This is a genomic window from Massilia aurea (genome assembly GCF_024753205.1).
Classification (GTDB): domain Bacteria; phylum Pseudomonadota; class Gammaproteobacteria; order Burkholderiales; family Burkholderiaceae_D; genus Telluria; species Telluria aurea.
Genome location: NZ_JANUGZ010000001.1, coordinates 1,188,643 through 1,209,049 on the forward strand (window position 1 = coordinate 1,188,643; position 20,407 = coordinate 1,209,049).

Below are 20,407 nucleotides of genomic sequence, written 5' to 3' on the forward strand. Positions count from 1 at the left end.
GCAACAACGGTCGATCAATCGTTTATGAAAGCAGAACCATGAGTAAAAAATTCGGAATCCGTGCGCGCAATTTGCTCTCCAACTTGGTCATTTCGTCGCTGATCGGTGCGGCGGCTGCGCATGCTGCGGCACCTGTGCAAAGCGAACAGGCTCCGGGCTTTTATCGACAACAGGTCGGTGACGCCGTGGTCACGGCAGTCTACGATGGCTATCTCGACCTGGATCCCAAGACCCTGTCGGGAATGACCCAGCAGCAGATTCAAGTCCACATCGCCAAGCTGTTCCAGGCAAAAAACTCCACGGTGCAGACCGCAGTAAACGCCTATCTCGTCCATACCAAAGATAACCTGGTCCTGATCGATTCCGGCTCGTCGGACTGCTTCGGCCCGACGGTGGGGCGCCTGGTCGACAACATCAAGCTGGCCGGGTACAGCCCTGCAGACGTCGATACCGTGCTGCTGACGCACCTGCACCCAGATCACGCCTGCGGCATCACGACGCCGGATGGCAAGCCGGCGTTTCCGAATGCGACCATCTGGGCAGACCGCAAGGATGCGGACTTCTGGCTCAACCAATCGTCGGCATCTCGACTGCCTGCAAGCCAGCATGTGTTCCTCAAAATGGCGCAAGGTGCAGTGGCGCCATATGCGGCGCAAGGCCGATTCAAGACCTTCACCGGCAGCGACACGATCGTGCCGGGTATCACCGTGGTTCCTTCCAATGGCCATACGCCAGGCCACTCCTCATACCTAGTCAAGTCCGGCGCGGAGAAACTTCTGGTGTGGGGTGACATCGTGCACTTCCATGCAGTCCAGCTGCCACACCCGGAAGTGACTATCGAAGTCGATGTCGCTTCGAAAGAAGCGGTCGCCTCACGCCGGAAGATCCTGGCGGAAGTCGCTCAGCAGAAGTGGCTCGTGGCCGCCGCCCATCATCCGTTTCCCGGGCTTGGTCATGTGCGCAAAGAGACGATTGGGTATTCCTGGGTGCCTGTCGAGTACACGGAGCTGAAGACTGCCGCTAAAGGCAAATAAGCCGTTGAGCAGCCCTCGGCCTGTCAACTGCCATGAGCAATATTGACAGGCCACATTGCTTTGCCTTGTCAACTTTTAAAGCATTACACGTCCATGAGAGGAAATTTATGAAAATCGGGATTTTGGGAACGGGACACATCGGCAAGACGCTCATCGTGCGCTTAAGCCAGGCTGGGCATGAGGTAAAAGTCGCTAATTCTCGTGGCCCTGAGACGATTGATGCGGAACTTCTGTCCTTTGGCGCACGTGCTGTGACCACTGAGGACGCACTGGTTGATGTGGATGCGGTCATTCTGTCCATCCCACTCAACCGCATCTCCGGCATCGCGTCCTTGGTCGCTCGCCTCCCGGAGGAGACAGTGGTGATCGACACCTCCAATTATTATCCCTTCCGCGATAAAAAGATCGACGCCATCGAGCAAGGACAGGCCGAGAGCCTGTGGGTCGCCGAGCAGCTTGGTCGCCCTATCGCCAAGGCTTGGAATGCAATCGGCTCAGCTTCTCTGGCCAAGAAGGCAAAGCCTGCCGGAGCATCCGATCGGATCGCTATTCCGGTGGCCGCAGATCGAGATCATGATCGCAAGGTAGCCATGTCGCTGGTCAACGACACCGGTCTGGATGCCTTTGACGCCGGTTCGCTCGCGAATTCGTGGCGCCAGCAGCCGGGAGCGCCCGTCTATTGCACCGATCTTTCCTATGCCGAGATCGGCGCTGCCTTGGATGCTGCAGAGCGACACAGGTTGCCGAAGCGCCGAGACCTAGGCGTGGCGGTAATGCAGGAACGTCTTGGGGACGGCACAACCAATCCCGACGAGGAATGGGGCGTGCGGTTGGTCCGCGCTATCAACATGTAATTGCGCAGGGCGGGGCCGCGCGATACAGAGGTTCACTATTTCAACGGGCGCGTCGCCAGAACTTGCTTAAAGCGACGCCTCGAATACAACGTTCACGAGCGCAAGGTCTGCAATGGGTCGACAGCTGCCTGTGGAGACAGTCGGCGACTTTTCCGCCGAGTAACCTGCTAAGCTGACGCTAACAGCCGAGTTCGGCCAAGAACAGACCTTAGTTTTTGGTTCCATTCAATTGGGTAGCGTTTATGGAGGAGTGTCATGATCGTATGGCGTGTGGTTGCCGTAGGCTGCGGCTTTAAAAAAGATGGAGTTCAACACGACTGCGAGCTATCGGGTCTCGTTCGTGCCAACAACATCAACGACGCTTTTTCCAGGGCTTGTACTATTGCGATGCAGAATCATCCGGAACTGCTCCAGTCATCTAGTTCGTTCCCGCGCCCAACTATCAATGCTGAGGAGATTCAAGAAGTGCCTGAAGCACTGCTGGTTGGCGCGGATCGGGTCGAGCTTCATTGGATCAAAAAATAGGTCGATTTCGATCTAAATCGGAACCCCTATAGGATGCTTAATTTGGCATTGGCAAACTGCACGTCCAGCTACGTGGCTGCCCTCGGTTGAGCGAGGGTTGTTCGCCGTACACAGAAATCACAAATATCAACTTTCACAGTGGGTTTTCATATAAATTTTGCAGTATATTTACACTAAGAAAAAAATTCTTACGCATATTTAAATGCGCCTCGATCGCTTAGTGGGAGTTGGTCATGCTGATTGACCCTAGTTTTCTTCTTCAGCAAATATCTTCCAACATGGTTGAGTATGCAGTCGTCACCTTCGATATCGACGGTCATATCACGTCATGGAATCGCGGCGCGGAGGTAATTTTTGGCTACGCTACGCACGAAGTTCTCGCAACACTGGCAGATCGCCTGTTCATCTTAGATGATCGAGTTGCAGGTATAGCTGAGCGCGAAATGCAAAGGGCATTGCACGACAGCAGCGTTGTTGGCTTGCGCTGGCACCAGCGAAAGGACGGAACGCTCTTCTGGGCAGACGGAATGATGATGCCCATGCACGACAATGGCATTGTCGTAGGTTTTCTCAAAATTCTGCGTGATGTGACCGAAACTAAGCTCATGTTTGAAAAGGCCGAATACTTAGCATCATGCGATCTGCTAACAGGCGTTGCTAACCGAGCAACGTTTGAAGCACGACTTTCTGAACTATTAGGAGTTGCAGAACGCGGCAGCCAATGGTTGCTTCTATTCGCCATCGACCTAGACAAATTCAAAGAAGTTAACGACCAATTTGGACACGGAACCGGAGACATCCTGCTTAAGGAAGCCGCGAGACGTCTCAAGTATTCATGCCGTGAGAGCGATGTGATCGCTCGGCTTGGAGGCGACGAATTTGCGCTGCTGCAGTTGAACCCCCCCGGCGTCTCTGCCGGGGCCACGCTAGCGGAGAAACTGCTGCGAGAGCTGGCCAGACCGTTCGACATAGATGGCCATGCCATCCTGATCAGCGGCAGCATCGGAATTTCCGTTTTCCCTAACGATGCGCGTAATGCGCATGACTTGCGTGCGACAGCGGATCTGGCGTTGTACCAGGCAAAAAAACATGGTAGAAATTGCTATCACTATTTCACCGAAAAGATAGACCAAGCAGTTAAGGAGCAGAATCTGGATAAAGCCGCGTTGCGCAATACCGTACAAAACAATCTCTATCGAATTGAGTACCAGCCGATCGTTAACGCCAAGACTGGCTGCACTGTATCGATGGAAGCATTAATCCGCTTTGTCCACCCCCAACTCGCTGGTCACTCGGTCGACTACGTGATTAATCTCGCGCAGGAAATGGGACTGATCGTAACTATTGGCACGTGGGTTTTTCGCCAAGCGTGCATGCAGCTGAAGCAATGGCATCTCGGTGGAATGAAAAAAATTCGATTGGCAGTCAACACATGCGCGAAGGAATTGCTTGATCCGGCTTACATAAGGTCCCTTGAAAATGCGTTCGTAGAGTTTGGCTTAGAGCCATCGCAAGTCGAAATCGAATTAACGGAACGTGACGCTATTCAATTAGAAGGTAGCAGCACAGAAATCCTCGGCAACCTGCGAGACATGGGATGCCTAATCGTACTGGACGACTTCGGTACCGGCTACTCGTCGCTCAGCTATCTGCGTACGCTGCCGATCGACATAATCAAACTCGATCGAAGTTTCGTACGGGAAATACCACAAGCTACAAATGCCAACAAGGTTGCAAGCGCCGTTATCTCTCTCTCGCAAGCATTGCACATTGATGTGACGGCAGAAGGAGTTGAAACGACGGATCAAGCGCACTTTTTACAGGCAGCGCATTGCCAATGCATGCAGGGCTATCTGTTTTCACGATCGCTATCACCCGCTGCAGCCATGCAGTGGTTGAAGAAAGGTACACTCGATCATTAATTAAAGAGAGATAATTCCCCTGATTATGCGTACAACCGACTGCGATGATAACGGGTGCACACAGCAGTTCACTTGAATTTTCCAGCGTTAAGGTCACCCCTAAATTTGTACAAAGTTACGATCTCTCCAGTGATACCAGTGCCGCTAGACTTATCGCAACATCAGCGACTGAAGCTAGCCTACCGTTGCAACGCATCTCGAATTTCGCGAAGTAGATTGACTTCCTCGGTAGTAGCAATAATAACCGGAGCGGGTTTACGCAGACGATTTACCATACGAACCATCTGGAAAATTATAAATGCGAGGATAATGAAATTTACTGAAACTGTTAGAAAATTTCCGTATGCCAATACCGCGCCCGCCTTTTTTGCTTCGATCAGGGGCAGTCCCCATGCCTGACCGTTTAGCGGTAGATAATAGTTCCCGAAATCAAGCCCTCCAAAAATTTTCCCTACAATTGGCATAATAATGTCTTGTACAAGCGAATCGACGATCTTACTAAATGCTGCGCCAATGATGACCCCAACCGCCAGGTCCATCACATTCCCCTTAGTGGCAAATTCTCTAAATTCAGTTAGCACGGTCATTTTTTTCTCCATTAAAAATTCAAGAATAACTCAAAACAATTTCGAAATGGGAGAAATGATGCTGTCAATCCGCCGTCTAGCTGAGTACTAGTTAGAACTATCCTACCCAGCAGTAACGATCGTTCCAACAAGCATATGGCACAAAATTGGAAGAAGGTTGTTGAACTCAACAACAGCAAAGTCTGCTTCGGGTCGGTTCCAGCCCTTCGTGGCAGTCCGCGACTTTTCCGCCTCGGCTACCTTAAATACTCAGCTGTACGGACGGGTATCAATTGTGTGATAGATGCGGAGGTAGCGAGAGATTTCATAAGCCTTAGGGCTATCGGCTTGTTGATGCGAGATAAACACTGACATGCGCACGAGAACCAGAGGTTACGATGGGTCAATCGTACCACCTGGCATGTGTTGCACCTAGCCTTTTTTAAAGCGAGGTAAGTTTGTGAATAGTAGCGACAAAGCTGCTGATGCCTCTGGTAACAACCCGCGCCACCAAAACACTTGAGAGCCCTTCTATTCTCGGATATAAACGATATTGTTTTTAGATAACGTTGAAAACTCTCAACAAGGAACCCGAATGCAGATCCGTCAACTGAAGGTGACAAATTTTCGCGGCGTGACCGCCATGGACTGGACTCCGCAGGATGCGTTCTGTTGCCTCATCGGACCTGGAGATTCTGGCAAGTCCACGATCTTGGACGCGGCCGAGGCAGTCCTCAACTCCCGTTGGTTCTCTTTCTCCGAATCGGACTTTTTCGCGTGCGACACCAGCAGTCCTATCGTAATCGAGGTGACCGTCAGCGAGCTGTCGAAGGCACTAAAATCGGACGAGCGTTTCGGCTTATACATGCGCGGCTGGACCCCGGAAGGTACGTTGCGGGACGAGCCGGAGGACGGGGACGAGCCGGCCCTTACAGTCAGGCTCAGCGTGGACGCCACGCTCGAACCCGTATGGGAAATCGTCTGCGATCGGGCGGGGATGCCGAGGGCCATTTCGAACCGAGACCGGGCCTTGTTCGGATTGGTTCGCCTCGCCGGCGACGACGCGCGGCACCTCACCTGGGCCCAAGGCTCGGTTCTCTCCCGGATGACGGGAGACAGCGCAGAGGCTAGCGGGCGACTCGCCGAGGCTTACCGCGCCGCCCGCGACAGCGCGCAGCTGGATCAGATCGAGTCGCTTGCCTCCGCGGCGTTCAAAGCGGAGGGGCACGCGAAAGAGCTTGGGGCTTATGTCGACGGATCGTACACGCCTGGCTTGGAGCTAGGACGCTCAGGATTGTCGTCGGGCTCGATCGCCCTGCACGACGGCGGCGTACCCTTGCGCCTCGCCGGGCTGGGTACACGCCGCTTGGCCACCTTGGGCATTCAGAAGTCCGCCATCCCTGAGGGGGCGATCATCCTCATCGACGAGATCGAGCATGGCCTTGAGCCTCACCGCATTATTGGTGCCATTTCCCAATTGAAATCCGACCAAGGCATCGCCGAGCTTGTCGGCGGACCCATTGGTCAAGTGATTATGACAACGCACTCCGACATCGCTTTGGGCGAGACGGGCGGCAAGGGCTTGTATGTCGTGAACTCATCGCGGCCGGATCGGATGACAAGCCCTCTCGCGGCAAAGGCGCCCGCTCCGATCGTCGCGCTGCTCCGCCACACGCCGCGGGCCATGTTTGCCCGCCGCATACTCGTGACCGAGGGCATGACCGAGGTTGGCATGATGACGGGCATTCGTGAAATGTGGCCGCCCCGCCATGGAGGCAAGCCCATCGAGCAACTTGGCGCCGCAGTCACAAACGGGAACGGAAACCAAGCTTGCGAGCTCGCCTTGGCGCTCCGAGCCTTGGGCTACGCCGTTGCCATTTTCCGCGATTCGGACGTCGCGTTGAAGCCTGAAGAGATCGCCAAGCTGGCGGAAGCGCGCGTCCAGGTCTTCGAGTATGGCCACTCGCTCAACACCGAGCAGGCCATATTCAGCGTGGCGAGCGACGAGGCGGTCGAGGACCTGTTGGCCTATACCCGAACGGAGCGTGGAGATGCAGTGACCGACAACTTGGCGCCGCTGATTCTTGGAATGAATCGGGTCAGCGCGAGCGCCCCTTTCGCGGAGTGGAGCGAAACATTTAGTAAGTCGGGCGACGATCTGCGCAAAATTATCGCCGAGGTGATCTGTCGAAAAAAATGGTTTAAAGACCAGCGGGTGGGCCGGGGCCTAGCTCCTCATGTTTGGAAAGTGGCAATGTCTGCTCCCAATTCGCCCTTGGCTCTGACCCTTGCCGCCTCCGAGGAGTGGCTCTATGCCTAATCCCGCCGACTTGGTGCGCCTGAGGTCCGGTGCCGTGGTTGCGCCAGCGGGCCATGGAAAAACGGAGGTCATAGCCAACGTCGCCGCACTCGGCGTAAGGGCTTTGGTCTTGACCCATACTCACGCCGGCGTGCACGCGATCCGCTCCCGGATGAAACGTTTGGGCATTCTATCGGGTGCGGTATCAGTCGACACGATTGCAGGATGGTGCATGCGCTATGCTAACGCCTTCCCCAAAGTGGCTCAGCCGCCCAAAGGGATGCCGAGGAACGATCAGGAATGGGATCAGCTTTACCGCGGAACTATTCTTGCCTTGCGCGAAGTGGTCGCCGCCTCCTACGACCGGATCCTGATCGATGAATATCAGGACTGTCATGCGCTTCAGCACGAGCTCGCTGTGGTCTTGGCCGAGATTACCCCCACCCTGATCTTTGGCGACCCCATGCAGGGCATCTTCGAATTCGCCGGCGCCACGTTGAGCTGGAAGGGCCACATCCACGACGATTTCCCGTTGGCGGGAAGTTTGGACACGCCTCATCGCTGGAATGGAAAAAATCCTGATCTGGGGGCTTGGGTTGCGCGAACCCGGGATAAGCTGATCGCCGGCGAGCGCATTGACCTGATGGATGGGCCTATAGCGTTTAGAGAGGCCGACGACGCCTTCGAAATGGGCCTTCTCTTTGATGGGATCGACAGCCGGAATGGTTCGCAAGCTGCAATTCACTGCCGCAGAGGCGTGTGCAACCAGCTCGCTCGAGCGTCCAGCGGAGGATTCCAAGCCATCGAGGAAATGGCTGCTAATCGATTACACGCCTTCGCCACGGCATGGGACGCCTCGCCTGAAAACGGGAATCGTCTCGCCGCCGTCAAGGCTCTGATGGAGGAATGCGTGAACAAAAAGCCTGCGTTGGACGGCACGACTCCCGATCTGGGCGACCAAGCCGTCGCGGACGAAATGAACGCGACAGCGAAGACCCTTTCGGAGGGCAACGGCGCGGCCCAACTGCTTCGATTGTTCGCGCTCGCGCGCATGCGTCCACGGTGGAAGATCTTCCGAGGAGAAATTTGGCGCGATGCCGAGCGCGCAATCGGCGAGGTGGACGCTGGCCGCTGCGAAACCATGACCGAGGCAGCTGGCGTCGTGCGCCAACGTACGGCAAATTCGGGTCGGCGCCTGCCGACCCGGACGGTTTCGACGCCCCTGCTGTTGAAAGGGTTGGAGTTCGATCATGTGGTGATCCCGGACGCGACGCACTTTGCCCGAGAAAATCAAGCCCAAGCCAAACTCTTTTACGTAGCGATTTCTCGCGCGACGAGGTCGCTCACCATCGCCTCGTCCAGTCGCTTCTTACAGTTCCCCAAACCTACGATTTGACGCCTTGGGAGCCATTAGCTACGTCATGCCAAGCGCCACCCTCTCCTCAGTCAACTGGATTAACCGGGCTGGTGGAACGTGCAAGGCAGTCGCTAATTTGAAGAGCACACGTATAGTTGGCTGCCTCTCTCCCCGCTCCATCAAACTTACAAACGTACGATCAATGTCTGCTGCGAGTGCAAGTTGTTCTTGAGTAAGGCCAGCGTCCTTTCGAACCGTACGCAATACTTTTCCGAACGCAAAACCTGGGTCCAAAAGATTTCCCCCTATATTGAAGGGAAATCATGGCTCTGCGTTATCATGGAGTCTTCGGACTATAGTCATCATCTGCGCAGATGTAGGTAGTGATGCTTAGCGTCATGCTAGCTTTCGACGATGTTTTCTGGTCCGACAATTTGTTCAGGGCCCTTATCCGAAAAATGACTAGAAATCGCGCTTCCTTTTTGTGCCTCCTGACCGACAGCGAGATCGCAAACAGTTTTTGTTTGAGGTATTGGGCAAGATCGCCGACTGGGAAATGGGCTGAGTCATTCCAAACCCTGCTGTCAGATTCAGGACTCAGCAAGGGGGAGATGGTTGACATGCTGAAATCGGCATGCCGGTTGCACTTTCCTCGCGTATGCTGTGGAAGCTGCAGAGGCCAGATCTCAGTGATGACTCGTAGCGAGTACTCATCACTAATTCGAAAAATTCACAAGTTCGGTGAACTTTGGCCTCCGCCATTGTGCAGTTTCTGCTCTGCAGCTGCTCTCGCGCCCAAACAAGATAACGGTCCAGTCATCCTGACGAATCACCGGGATCGTGTAGCAAACGCACTGAGGCGTTTGCACGAAAAAGCCAAACCGGTGGACTACGCGGAGTTGAGCTTCTTACAGTCATGTCTCCTGTATGCTGCGTTGCTTGCTGCGAATCTAGCGCCGGGCCAAAGCGTCGTGCCGCCGTTGGAGATGCAAATGGACGAACTCGCTCCGACTCCAGAGCTAGCAAACGAAATCTATGGTCGGCTTTGCACCGACGGAATCTTCATACCTGCCCTGTCTTCTGACCTTGATGCGTTTAGTCTGGATCGTGATACCGATGCCGTAACGATTGACATCCGTGCAGGAGCATGGACCCTTGCAAGCGATGTCTCAGGGAGATCGATAGATGAAATTCTTACGCTATTATTTCGTAGGTTGGATCGACCTGAGCCAAAGGCGGTCGAGGTACTGTGGTATTTGGTAGCAGAAGACGAATGCAGGCGATACTTCGTCAGCCAGTGGCAACGCTACAGATTCGCTCATCCTGGCATCTACTCTGCCAAAGTCTCTGGCGCTATCCAGCACTATTTAGACAAATGCTCGATTGGTGAGATGTGGAACGTCGTCTACTATTCAGTGAAGAACCTCGCAGCATTGACACAGGAGGGTAAGCATACGCCGCAGCACATCTACAACATGCTACCCGGAGGCATTCGCCGCTCTGTCGACTACCGACTCGCAAATGGCCAGTCGATTTGGCCTTGGCATAGACCATCCCCGAGAGAGGCGTCGTGGTTAACTAACATTCTTCTTGATACGATTCTTAAAGCTGGTGACGTCTGCTTCAAGAAGTTGAAGGGGCGTGATGTCGTCAAGTACGTCGAGTACTTGATTACGAAACCGATAGACTGTGCTGCTGCAACGTGGTTTGCTACTTCTCCACCTGGTGAATGTTCAGACTAATTGCCGAGATACCATCCCATAGTAAATCTTAGTGATGGACAAAACCATGACAGGTGGCGCGCACGGCCTCAAACTATAAAACTAACCTGCGTGACTCGCACCGACGACGCCTTCGCTCAAGCAGTAACCGATTTCAGAACAAGTTTAGCTGCCCCGCTGCCGTTGCGCGGCCTGTACCTGCTGACGCCGGCACGATCAGCGGCCGACGAAACTGTGTCGTATCAAGACGTTCAAAACGACTACCAAGCTTACCAAGGCCGAGCGGCTCAACGGTCTTGGTAAAGCGTTGACGGATCAGGTCTGCCCACACCCCTTCGCCATGCATGCGCTTGGAAAAATCGCTGTCGTAATCCTTCCCTCCGCGCATCTCGCGCACACGGTTCATTACACGCTGAGCACGCTCCGGGAAGTGGGCCTCCAGCCATTGTTGGAACAACGGATTGACCTCGAAAGGCAGTCGCAGCACGACATAATGCGCGCTCACAGCGCCCGCGTCACGCGCCGCTGTAAGAATTTTTTCGATCTCTGGTTCGGTAACGAAGGGAATGATCGGTGCCACACTGACACTAACAGGAATACCGGCCTCCGTTAGCGTTCGGATCGCGCGCAACCGTCGCGCAGGCGCCGAGGCACGCGGCTCCAAGGTACGCGAGATCTCGGAGTCGAGCGTGGTGATGGTAATCGCGGCGCAGGCAAGACCCATCTCAGCCATAGGCGCCAAGATGTCAATGTCGCGCTCGATTAAAGCCGATTTAGTGATCATAGCAATCGGGTGACGGCACTCGCTTAGCACCTCGAGCACTTGGCGCGTCAGGCGCTTGTCGCGTTCGCATGGCTGATAGGCGTCCGTGTTTACGCCGATGGCAATATTCTCTGGCACGTATCCGGGCCGCGCTAACTCTTGGCGCAGTAGTTCGGCCGCGTTCACCTTAGCGAAGATGCGACTTTCGAAATCGAGTCCAGGCGACAAGCCGAGATAACTGTGTGACGGCCTGGCAAAGCAATATATGCAGCCGTGTTCACAGCCCCTATATGGATTGAGAGACACGTTGAAGGGGATGTCGGGCGAAGAATTGCGGCTGAGGATGCTTTTGGCAACTTCGTCCGACACAACGGTTTTTCTCTGGTACTCATCAGAGAAGTGATCAGGCTCCGCATCCCACCCGTCGCAGGTGCGCTCTCGCGTTCTGGCCTCAAAACGCCCTTGCACATTGCTCGTTGCCCCTCGTCCTTTCAGCACATGTATCCGTTGCTGTCGAACCTCAGTGAAGTCTGAATTCATAGCGCCCGCCCAGGTTAACTGTATATTTATACAGTATTCACCTCTAGTGTAACAACCGATGCTGGCGAGTGCAACCGCTGTGCGCATCGTCGCGAACTTGCGACGCCACACGTCAAAAGTCAGCGCTACTTGGCAACCAGACATCAGAAGCAGAGCCCCACCTTTGACAAGGCTTATTGCGAATTCGAAAACTTATACGTTAACTCTCCTGCTGGACAGGCCCATGCGATAGGCTTAATGCGCCTTTGGCACGAGCTGAATCACGTCGCGACATTTGGCAAGCTCTCTACGAAGCTGCGCAACAGTATTACGCTCACGCTTCGCTTCAGCTTCTGCTTTCACACGGGCTTGGAAGTGTACCGCCGCCTCAACTTGATATTTTTTTACCTGGGCGGTCAATTCAGCTTTGTCGAAACGGAGACGATCAGTTAGTTCCGTAAGGGTTGTCGGCAAGGCCGACTTACCGCTTTTTGCTTGCTTGACCAGTTCACGCACCCTCGGGTAACGACATCCCTGCTCCAAGGCAATCAAGGTGCGTGCGCGCCCTGCTTCCATAGCAACATTCGAAATGTTGATTTTGAGAGCGCCTCTTTCTTTTTGCAACTTAAGCGTCTTATGCTTTGGATTGCCGTCCAGCAACCTTTGGATTGCATCTAGAAAATCCCGCTCAATAGGATCGTCCACCGGCGCTTCGGGTTTCAGCTTAGGCATATTCTTGCTCCAAAGACAATCGGACCTGTGCGTCTAGCTTTTCCATGTCGGCCCCGAATTTTTTAAGGATGTTTCTTGCTTGCTCCGCACGAAACCGGATTTCCCTAAAATATCCTTGTTTAATCTCAGCTACAGAAGCTGCTTTTATCGTCACTTCGCTGGTCACATAACGTTCGGACCAGAACGGCTCATGGCTTTTATCCATAACCGCGCAGGCACAGCCAGCACACAGGCTTGGCTCACGTGTTGCGCTATTTGGCTCCTTCCGTAACCACACTGGGGTTCTCGCTGTGTCATGACATCGCATTTCACTGGTTCGGGTGGGGCAGCAAGTCGCATGCGCGGAAAAAAACATCTGCAGATCGTGTGAGTCCGCCCACTCGGCAGTGCTTTTCCATTTTTCGGATGTAGAGAGCTCACCCACTGTCGCGCGCAGTCGGGCCATTTCCTGCTCCAACTGTTCACCCATACGTCCGGCAAGCAGTGTTTTCCCTGTCAGCGACTCGAATAGCATGAGATTTCGCTTTTGAAGAGATATCGAGTCAAGAGCCTCAATCAGGAGCGGGTTGCGCCCAATATAGCCTCCCTCTGTCATCGCCAGACTCAAATGGTGGAACTGCATCTGAATAACTGGTAAAAGTCGGGGATCGCAGGCCAAAGTGAACTGTGCCCAAGTTTTACGCAGCATGTGCGTGCTAAATATACTTCCCTTGCTTTCGCGCCAAGGTATCAAATCGTTGTCTTCCGATTTATGCTTGCTCTCGTCAGGCAACCTCGAAAGGTCAATCCAACGTTCAATAAAGCGTTTTATAGTAACATTCAACGTGTCATTAGACATCGCTCGGAGTGACGTGGATGCAAGGGGAAGAAGCTTACCCATTCCCTTCGAGAGAAATAAATACTCACTCTGTGTGTTTGTACGCCAAGGCTCATAAATCTTATTAAGTATGTAGAGCGCACGAACGGCAAGCGGCATCTGGACACTACCTCCTGGTCTCATGCCAAGAACCCAGTCAACTTCCCGAGGCAATCCATCATCAGTTTTTGAAAGTACTGAGCGAAGGACGAACCATTCGTACAAACCGGTGGGACTTTTTTCCAAGCGGACATCTCTAGGCAGACCTGTCTCGCTATCAATCCCCGCCTTAATGCCAAGCAATTCGGATATTCGCATGCCTGAGGTCGACTGAATTACGATTGCAGCTGCATCCCGAACGGATTCCCACAATTCTCTCACCCTCTCCATTTTTCTGGCTGAACGCTCGGATGTGGCATTGTACTTAACGTCAAGCGACTCATGCCATGGATTTTCTTCGCCTGTCGGTGTGCCGAACTGAAAGTTATCCAAGAATTTTTTGGCACGACGCAAGCGCGAACTTTTACCCTCCCCGGCCTTGCACATCGAGATATACTCCCCTCTCTCTATTGGCACGACAACGCCTGCAGAAGGATCTCGTACTACATCCAAAAGCTTGATAACATCGTCGGCAGGGGTCTCAAGAAACCACGCTGCTTTATTCAGCAAAGGAATTGCTACTTCATCGGGGATCGGTTTAATCCAACCTTGCGCTTTCGTAGCAATTTCCTTTGCGACCGCATGCGTTCCCTTTCCTTCGAAAGGATGATTAGATAACGACTTAACCCCCATTTTCTCAAGTGCAGATCGCTGATCCCATAAGCGCATGAGTGGCGCCAGTGCTCTGATAGCAGTACTTACACTAATCTCTTCATCGCTACAATGACGAATCATGAAATGATATAACTCTTCAATGTACTGCTGGATTACAGACGGAGTTAATTCACTTGGGGAGTGATACCCGCGTTCGCTCATCCAAGAAAGTATCCACTTAAACTCATGTCGCAAGCCCGGTGCTGATCCAGGAGCAGGTGCGCGCCCTTTCACCGGCAGCACGAAAAGAGTAAGCGTCAATATCTTGGCCCATCGAATTCGTTCTACATGTTGCTGATCGGTCAACCGGCTTCCATCTAATAGCTCAATTTCCCAATTTAGATTGCTGTCGCCCTTCCTTGCGCCAGGTGTGGGATTAATGAATGACCACACCACATCCTTAAATTGGCTATTAGAACTTATACAATAGAGGCCGAGTTCCTCGTCATTCAATTCGTAAATTTTCTTCTTTTTGGGCGCCGGAGCAGAAAGCCCCAAGTAGCGTGTATTGGACATCTTACTCATCCGACATTAGGAAGTTTGATGGAAAATTTCCGCGATTCCGCTAACACATCGGGCGGCACCAAAGCTAATAATGCCCTTAGATCCGTAAGTACAGGCACCCAACGTTCAAACCAAGTTTTTGTACTCATCACTGACTGACTCTTGTAAATAGCGACTTCAAGTGCGAAATAGTATCCGACACTCACAACTTCGTTTGGAAATGCCGCAGCCATTGGGCAGGCGGGACATCCACCGTAATCCTTACACAGCTTTCCCGGTTGCTGGTTCGGACGGGGGGAGTCAAATGGATCTAAGCACAGGAAGCCTGGCGTCGCTGCCCCCTTTTCCTGTCGTGGCTGCAGTCGTCGGGGATCGATCGTTCCCTGAGTTTCAATCCAACGCTCGCGTAGCAGTATGATTTGACCAATTTTTTCCCTATAGCGCTTTTTGACGGCGCTGCTAGTGTAATGCGTCCAAGTGGTCACAGGATTTTTATGGTTGCCAACCCGCTGCGCGGCTTCGAGACTGCCATCTATAAACTGCACTAAACTAAGAATTGTTGGGCGCAATTGCCTTAACGTAAATGAGGAAAGTTTGTTGTCACTAATAAAGCCTTTGAGAGCCCACTTCCATACACTGCTTCCACCACGTCCCACTTCTTCGCCAAGGCACTTAGGCCGTTTTTTGCCTACCTGTTGAACACATAAAAACAAATAGCCAATGTTACTTGGGTCCGCAGCTGCTCGGATACGCTCGGTAATTTTTTTCAGGCACGTTAACAACCGATGAAGACTCAAATTAGAAGAAACCGAACTTCCTGGGTCGATTCGGCAAACAGGGTCCCGTTTCGCGCGAGCTTTAGTTCCCCAAATTTCAATCACAGGAGTACCTGCGCGATCTTTGTCGATATCGACATCGTTCCAACTCAGCTTCAAGACTGTCTCCGGGTTGAAGACCGTTGCAATAGTAAGTAGCAACACAAACGGGGCCAAATCACGTCCTGTTGGAGAAAAATACGAGCAAACTTCCCGCTGCCCGTGTATATGCTTTACCGCATAGCCTAATGGAGAATTATCAGCCATTATGTCCTCTAGATCTGGAATGAGATCTGAATAAGCCGAATCTAACGCCGCCAGACAGACAGACAAGTCGCTATAGTCGTTTCGGTTTCCTGACTTAACCCGAGTAGGATCAAGCAATTTTGCGCGACCTTCGATTAGTAGCTGTTCCCCAAGAGCTCGGCGCGCCTCAATCTCTAGGATTTCTTTTTCGGCAGCTTGCAGAATCGATACGATCGCTTCAAGATCGAGAACCTCCGTTGGCTGTGACTTAGCGCCTGCCCCCGTCGGACCAGCTGGTATCCTCTCGACTATATGTCGTGCGTTTATAACCCAAGCGCCGGAGTCGAGTGCACCCAATACTGACCTTAACGCGTCTAATAACGAACTCACTGTTGCTGGGTGCAATGGCTTGCCCTTTGCACTCACCCTTCGCAGCAAATGTTCTTTAAATCCCACCAATATTTCATCGTCTACATCTTCGGGTGTAAGCATGACATGCCAACACTCCCTTAGATACTTGAAGAATCCGCGCCTCAGTACTCCTACAACTCCTGACCGCGTATTTTTCTTACAATGCACGCCCCATGCTAGGATTGCCTCTGTAAATATCGGCTGAAGTTTGGGGAATTCCAGAAGGAACCCAAGGTCGATCTTATGTGGCTCTCCTCCTTCTGGCTGCGGGAAAATTGCGCCAAAGGTCAATTCTCCGGTATTTTGATCAACCCAGTGATCGGCTCTAGCCTTAACTATCGACTTTATCGTTGAATTTTGTTCGTTCTTTGCTTGAACCTGCGCGGCCACAATAGCTGCTGACGAGGGCTTTTTACGGCTCCCCGACATCCCAGTAGACTGAGTTATTTGATTAGCTTTTGTATTCACAATCCAAGCATCCGTCGTACATCAGTCATCCCAGGCTGGTCGTTAAATATCTCCACGTACCTTAGATAAGTGCCGATGGTTGTCTTGAGGTTCTCGTGACCAAGCTGGGCCTGTATTTTCTTCCATGGTTCTGGATTACCATTAAGACGCTCAGCATGATATGTTAGCACTGCGTATGAATGACGCAAGTCATGGATCGAATGTTTTGGCACCTTATCCAAAAACACTTCGTTCGTCATTGGGTCCTTCTTTTTAACAGTATCTACTAGACCTAATTCAAAACACGCATTTCTAAACATTTTTTGCAGTGCACCGTTCGTGACTGGTCTCCCGCATGACCGGGAAGTTATATGAGCGAGGAGCAGCTTGTGTGAGGGCGTTCGAGATTTGACTTTGCAGGATCGAAGCGAATCTGCACGTTCGCCGTCTATATATGCAATAGCATCCATTACCAACCAGGTCGGAATAGATACTTGCCGTGTTTTTTTTCCCTTCCCGTGATGGATAGTCAACGGCATGCTCACAAACGGAGTCGCCGAATCGGGACATAAACTGAGAAACTGCAATGTGGTCAAACAGTTAATTTCATCCAAACGCAGCCCTACCGCCCAGCCCAGGTCAATAATTAGCCGATCTCGCGATGGCCGCTTATCTCCTTGTCGTTCTGCCGCTTGCGGACCGATATGTCGAAGTAGGTTTCGTAAATCTACAACCCTGAGGGGATGAATCTTACCGCTAGGCCTAGCTTTGGGAAGGGCTCGGTCTTTTATACGAGTCAGCGTAAGACGAGTAGTATGCTCAAAACCGCCATGATTTGCTGGGATCCTACTTTCTTCCACACATAACTGCCCACCGATGTCGCCTTGATAAATACCACTTTTTGAACAGTATTCATAGAAAGCTCGGACTACCACCATAGCGTCGCGCACACCATCCGGTCCATACAGCTTTCCAGTTTTGGGACTGATCGAAGAAAGGTATGCGTCGCGGTAATCGCGTCGTTCTTGTTCAGATGCTGTCAGCCATTCGCGGCGGATCGCTTGCAGATATTGGAACCAGCTCTTGAGAGCATAAGCCGCTTTTGACCAAGTGTGAAAACTCGCAGTTGAAGCGGAGTGAACGTAATGCTCGTTCATGAACCCCGTTGGTTCTTCAAACAATATTTGTCGCGCTGGTGTCTCGAGGAAGAAAACTGGCTGCCCCTCTTTCAGTTCGGGGTGGCCTGAGTCATTGATAAATAGGGTCAACTGAGCGTCAAAGAACATGTTCATCTGTCTGATGTAGCGCAAAAAGCACCAACAGTTTGGCAGACGATAGTAGAGCTAAGCTAGCCTTGGAGCAACATGTTTCGGTCCATGAACAAATTTTCCATTCCGCAATTCTTCGCAAAATTGGGACACTGTCAGCATTCTTGCCCTATGAAACCCACGACGCCTGCTCGGTCTACATTCCGTGTTCGCAGCCGCGGTAGGGATTGAGCGATACGCTGAACGGAATATCGGGCGACGTGTTGCGTGACAGGATCGTCTTGGCGAACTCGTCGGTGACCACGGTCTTGAACGCGGCCGATTCACCGGTCGACCCGGCAGCCGACTCAGAATCGGCATCAGACCAGCCGTCGTCAAAACGCTCGCGACCGTTGACCTCATAGCGCCCCTGCAGGTTCGACACCGCGCCACGCCCCTTGCGTGCAACGCGCGACGGCGCCAGCATGATGTGTTCTTCTACCCGCTCGCGGCGGATGGGCTCATCGGTGTCGATCATGGCCTCTGCTCCATACTGTATGTTTATACAGTATGTTACGCCGCTACCCCACCAAATTCAAGCCGCTAGTTGTGCGGACGGGCAAAGGTCGCCAGATAGTTCACGCTCGTATCGCTGCACCATGAGGCGCGATGCAACACCGGCAGGTAACGCATGCCGCGCAGATCGATCCGCTGCAGCCCGGCCCCGGTGGCTGCAGCCAGCATCTCGGCGGGTTTGACGAAGCGATGCCACTGGTGTGTGCCACGCGGCAGCACGCGCAACACGTACTCCGCCGCCACGATGGCCAACAGATAGCTCTTCCAGCTGCGGTCGATCGTCGACGCCAGCAGCAGACCACCGGGCGCCACGCGCCGCGCTACCTCTTCGATGAAAGCCTTGGGGTCGGCCACATGCTCCGCCACCTCGAGCGCCAGTACGACGTCGAAGCGTTCATCGGACCGCAGGACAGTCTCCAGTTCGCCCAGGCGATAATCGACTACCGCGCCGCTGGCGGCCGCGTGGCGTTGCGCCGCCGCCAGGTTGCCAGGCGAGGCATCGATGCCGACCACCTGTGCGCCACGCAGGGCCAGCGGTTCGGACAGCAGCCCGCCGCCACAGCCGACGTCGAGGATGCGCAGACCCGCCAGCGACGTATCGGCGCGGCCGAAATGCGACGTCATGCACGCGAGCAGATAGGCCTGGCGCAGCGCGTTCGTGACATGCAACGGCCGCATCGGTCCGTTCGGGTCCCACCAGGTGGCGCCGAGTCGGTCGAAGCGGGCGATTTCGTCTGCAAGCGCACTCATGTTTGGTCTCCGCTCGCAGCAGCGGTCACCAGCGCTGCCAATGCGCGGCCGGAGCGCCAGGCGCCTTCCACACCGCCGCCGGCAAGGGCATCGCCGCACACGCCAAGTCCCATGCCCGCGTCCCACCAGGCGCCGGCGGCCGGCTCGTCACCGGGCGCCGCTGCCAGCGTTGCATACAGCCAGCGATGCACGGCCGCGAAGCGCCAGGCCAGAGCGCCACCGACACAATCGGCAAGCGCCGCCTGCAGCATCGCCTGCACCTGGTCGGGCGGCGTGTCCAGATGCGCGCCGGTCCAGTCGGGCGTTGCGTGCACCACCCACTGGGCCTGCCCCGCCAGCACTGTGCGCGCCGGCTTGGCATCGTTGCGCACCACCAGCGCCAACGGGCCGGATGCGGGCAGCGCCAGGTCCCAGTCACAGCCCGTTGCGGGCGCGTCGGTTGTGCCCATCAAGACCCAGACCGGCAACATCGGCACGGCCTGCGCGCGCGCGGCCCAATCCGGGCGATGCACGTCCAGCAGCGCGGCCGCCTGTTGCGGTGGGATGGCCAACGCCACGGCATCGAAGCCATCGGCCACGGTCACACCGGCACTCTCCAGAGACCACGTTGCGCCGCTGCGCCGCACGCCATCGACCGTGCACAGGGTATGCAACGGCAGGTCCTTCAACAACGCGCGGCACAGGGCCGGCATGTCGGGCGTGGCAACCCAGAACGCGCCGCCAGGCAGGGCTGCGCCATGCGCCAGCCGCGGCGTCCAGCGCGCCAGCAGCCCGACGCGCTGCCCCTGCTCGACGAAACCCAGGAAGTCGGCGCCCGTGGCAGCAAAGCACGGCGTCCCGTGATCCAGGCCCAGCATGGCGTCGGTGCCAGCGACCGACGTCACACGCCTGGTGGACATGCGCCCGCCAACACCGCGCGACTTGTCGAACACCTGCACCGCATGCCCGGCATCGGCCAGCGCGCGCGCACAGGCAGCCCCGGCAATGCCGGCCCCGACCACCGCTACCCGTAGGCTCGTGCCACTCATCGCTTGCTGCCATGGCCGCGCCACAGCGGCCTCATGGCCAGGAACAGGCGATAGGCCGGCTCCAGCAACGCCAGCGCAACCCTGGACCCCAGCAGACGTCCAAGCCAGGCCCAGCGCGGCAAGGACCGCCACAGCAGGGTGAATGCCTCCGCACCGCTGGCCAGGGTCCCATCGGGACGGCGCATGTGCAGCCGCGCCATGGCGGCCTCGCGGTTCAGCCCCGGGCCAAGCGCTTCGGGCGCGCAGTGGGCGACGTCGACCCAGCAAACCTGGTCTGCTCCGTCCTGACGCTGATAGAGGGCGATCTCGCGGGTGCATACCGGGCAGCTGCCGTCGTAGTACACGGTGGGGGAGGTTGAGGATTGTTCTTGCATGATTTGATCATACAGGAAACAGGTCAAAATGCGGTTCACTGTCACGGG

Annotated in this window: 17 protein-coding genes and 1 pseudogene; 7 read left to right on the top strand and 11 right to left on the bottom strand. The window is 54.5% G+C overall.

Annotated features, from left to right (window positions below; genetic code table 11):
* Positions 1 to 38 precede the first annotated feature (38 nt).
* From NX775_RS05115 to NX775_RS05130, 4 genes are all read left to right on the top strand, one after another.
* Entirely contained in the window at positions 39 to 1,034 is a 996-nt protein-coding gene (locus NX775_RS05115; RefSeq protein ID WP_258834995.1) for an MBL fold metallo-hydrolase, read from the top strand.
* 32 nt (positions 1,035 to 1,066) lie between these two features.
* Positions 1,067 to 1,888 carry an NADPH-dependent F420 reductase gene (locus NX775_RS05120; protein WP_258834996.1) on the top strand — a complete coding sequence of 274 codons (822 nt, stop codon included), beginning with the start codon at positions 1,067 to 1,069 and terminating at the stop codon, positions 1,886 to 1,888.
* A gap of 255 nt (positions 1,889 to 2,143) precedes the next feature.
* Entirely contained in the window at positions 2,144 to 2,413 is a 270-nt protein-coding gene (locus NX775_RS05125; protein ID WP_258834997.1) for a hypothetical protein, read from the top strand.
* Between the two features lie 233 nt (positions 2,414 to 2,646).
* A complete protein-coding gene (locus tag NX775_RS05130; protein ID WP_258834998.1) occupies positions 2,647 to 4,335 on the top strand; it encodes a putative bifunctional diguanylate cyclase/phosphodiesterase in 1,689 nt (562 codons plus the stop codon).
* A gap of 179 nt (positions 4,336 to 4,514) precedes the next feature.
* On the opposite strand, the gene mscL is transcribed toward NX775_RS05130, so the two are convergent.
* Positions 4,515 to 4,922, bottom strand: a complete 408-nt coding sequence (gene mscL, locus NX775_RS05135) for a large conductance mechanosensitive channel protein MscL (protein ID WP_258834999.1) — start codon at positions 4,920 to 4,922, stop codon at positions 4,515 to 4,517.
* A 574-nt stretch (positions 4,923 to 5,496) separates the two neighbouring features.
* Here mscL and NX775_RS05140 point away from each other — a divergent pair.
* Together NX775_RS05140 and NX775_RS05145 are read left to right on the top strand one after the other, a co-directional pair.
* On the top strand, positions 5,497 to 7,221 hold the full coding sequence (locus NX775_RS05140) for an ATP-dependent nuclease (RefSeq protein ID WP_258835000.1): 1,725 nt from the start codon (positions 5,497 to 5,499) through the stop codon (positions 7,219 to 7,221).
* Complete coding sequence (locus NX775_RS05145) at positions 7,214 to 8,596, top strand: UvrD-helicase domain-containing protein (protein ID WP_258835001.1); 1,383 nt, start codon at positions 7,214 to 7,216, stop codon at positions 8,594 to 8,596. Before NX775_RS05140 ends, NX775_RS05145 begins: the two co-directional genes overlap by 8 nt.
* 18 nt (positions 8,597 to 8,614) lie before the next feature.
* On the opposite strand, the gene NX775_RS05150 is transcribed toward NX775_RS05145, so the two are convergent.
* Positions 8,615 to 8,851: a helix-turn-helix domain-containing protein gene (locus tag NX775_RS05150; protein WP_258835002.1), complete on the bottom strand. Its 237-nt coding sequence runs from the start codon at positions 8,849 to 8,851 to the stop codon at positions 8,615 to 8,617.
* Positions 8,852 to 9,549: 698 nt separating this feature from the next.
* Between NX775_RS05150 and NX775_RS05155 the strand changes: the two genes are divergently transcribed.
* Entirely contained in the window at positions 9,550 to 10,299 is a 750-nt protein-coding gene (locus tag NX775_RS05155) for a hypothetical protein (RefSeq protein WP_258835003.1), read from the top strand.
* Positions 10,300 to 10,432: 133 nt separating this feature from the next.
* Here NX775_RS05155 and NX775_RS05160 read toward each other — a convergent pair whose 3' ends face one another.
* From NX775_RS05160 to NX775_RS05200, 9 genes and pseudogenes are all read right to left on the bottom strand, one after another.
* Positions 10,433 to 11,581, bottom strand: coding sequence for a PA0069 family radical SAM protein (locus NX775_RS05160; RefSeq protein WP_258835004.1), 1,149 nt, complete (start codon positions 11,579 to 11,581; stop codon positions 10,433 to 10,435).
* Positions 11,582 to 11,815: 234 nt separating this feature from the next.
* Positions 11,816 to 12,292, bottom strand: coding sequence for a hypothetical protein (locus NX775_RS05165; protein ID WP_258835005.1), 477 nt, complete (start codon positions 12,290 to 12,292; stop codon positions 11,816 to 11,818).
* Complete coding sequence (locus tag NX775_RS05170; protein WP_258835006.1) at positions 12,285 to 14,477, bottom strand: site-specific integrase; 2,193 nt, start codon at positions 14,475 to 14,477, stop codon at positions 12,285 to 12,287. Before NX775_RS05170 ends, NX775_RS05165 begins: the two co-directional genes overlap by 8 nt.
* A gap of 5 nt (positions 14,478 to 14,482) precedes the next feature.
* Entirely contained in the window at positions 14,483 to 16,405 is a 1,923-nt protein-coding gene (locus NX775_RS05175; protein ID WP_258835007.1) for a site-specific integrase, read from the bottom strand.
* Positions 16,402 to 17,676 (bottom strand): tyrosine-type recombinase/integrase, encoded by a 1,275-nt coding sequence (locus NX775_RS05180; RefSeq protein WP_258835008.1) that lies wholly within the window; start codon positions 17,674 to 17,676, stop codon positions 16,402 to 16,404. Before NX775_RS05180 ends, NX775_RS05175 begins: the two co-directional genes overlap by 4 nt.
* A gap of 178 nt (positions 17,677 to 17,854) precedes the next feature.
* A pseudogene (locus tag NX775_RS05185) lies at positions 17,855 to 18,118 on the bottom strand (PA0069 family radical SAM protein); the annotation flags it as partial.
* Between the two features lie 116 nt (positions 18,119 to 18,234).
* Complete coding sequence (gene ubiG, locus NX775_RS05190) at positions 18,235 to 18,957, bottom strand: bifunctional 2-polyprenyl-6-hydroxyphenol methylase/3-demethylubiquinol 3-O-methyltransferase UbiG (RefSeq protein WP_258835009.1); 723 nt, start codon at positions 18,955 to 18,957, stop codon at positions 18,235 to 18,237.
* Positions 18,954 to 19,985, bottom strand: coding sequence for an NAD(P)/FAD-dependent oxidoreductase (locus tag NX775_RS05195; RefSeq protein ID WP_258835010.1), 1,032 nt, complete (start codon positions 19,983 to 19,985; stop codon positions 18,954 to 18,956). Before NX775_RS05195 ends, ubiG begins: the two co-directional genes overlap by 4 nt.
* Positions 19,982 to 20,404, bottom strand: a complete 423-nt coding sequence (locus tag NX775_RS05200) for a thiol-disulfide oxidoreductase DCC family protein (RefSeq protein ID WP_258835011.1) — start codon at positions 20,402 to 20,404, stop codon at positions 19,982 to 19,984. Before NX775_RS05200 ends, NX775_RS05195 begins: the two co-directional genes overlap by 4 nt.
* Positions 20,405 to 20,407: the final 3 nt, after the last annotated feature.

What these genes read in the sequence shown, in the direction of transcription:
- NX775_RS05140 (WP_258835000.1), top strand. Translation starts at nt 5,497, where the DNA reads ATGCAGATCCGTCAACTGAAGGTGACAAATTTTCGCGGCGTGACCGCC.
- NX775_RS05195 (WP_258835010.1), bottom strand. Translation starts at nt 19,985, where the DNA reads ATGAGTGGCACGAGCCTACGGGTAGCGGTGGTCGGGGCCGGCATTGCC.
- NX775_RS05120 (WP_258834996.1), top strand. Translation starts at nt 1,067, where the DNA reads ATGAGCAATATTGACAGGCCACATTGCTTTGCCTTGTCAACTTTTAAA.
- NX775_RS05165 (WP_258835005.1), bottom strand. Translation starts at nt 12,292, where the DNA reads ATGCCTAAGCTGAAACCCGAAGCGCCGGTGGACGATCCTATTGAGCGG.
- NX775_RS05115 (WP_258834995.1), top strand. Translation starts at nt 39, where the DNA reads ATGAGTAAAAAATTCGGAATCCGTGCGCGCAATTTGCTCTCCAACTTG.
- mscL (WP_258834999.1), bottom strand. Translation starts at nt 4,922, where the DNA reads ATGACCGTGCTAACTGAATTTAGAGAATTTGCCACTAAGGGGAATGTG.
- NX775_RS05130 (WP_258834998.1), top strand. Translation starts at nt 2,647, where the DNA reads ATGCTGATTGACCCTAGTTTTCTTCTTCAGCAAATATCTTCCAACATG.
- NX775_RS05180 (WP_258835008.1), bottom strand. Translation starts at nt 17,676, where the DNA reads ATGAACATGTTCTTTGACGCTCAGTTGACCCTATTTATCAATGACTCA.
- NX775_RS05155 (WP_258835003.1), top strand. Translation starts at nt 9,550, where the DNA reads ATGGACGAACTCGCTCCGACTCCAGAGCTAGCAAACGAAATCTATGGT.
- NX775_RS05170 (WP_258835006.1), bottom strand. Translation starts at nt 14,477, where the DNA reads ATGTCCAATACACGCTACTTGGGGCTTTCTGCTCCGGCGCCCAAAAAG.
- NX775_RS05160 (WP_258835004.1), bottom strand. Translation starts at nt 11,581, where the DNA reads ATGAATTCAGACTTCACTGAGGTTCGACAGCAACGGATACATGTGCTG.
- NX775_RS05145 (WP_258835001.1), top strand. Translation starts at nt 7,214, where the DNA reads ATGCCTAATCCCGCCGACTTGGTGCGCCTGAGGTCCGGTGCCGTGGTT.
- NX775_RS05125 (WP_258834997.1), top strand. Translation starts at nt 2,144, where the DNA reads ATGATCGTATGGCGTGTGGTTGCCGTAGGCTGCGGCTTTAAAAAAGAT.
- ubiG (WP_258835009.1), bottom strand. Translation starts at nt 18,957, where the DNA reads ATGAGTGCGCTTGCAGACGAAATCGCCCGCTTCGACCGACTCGGCGCC.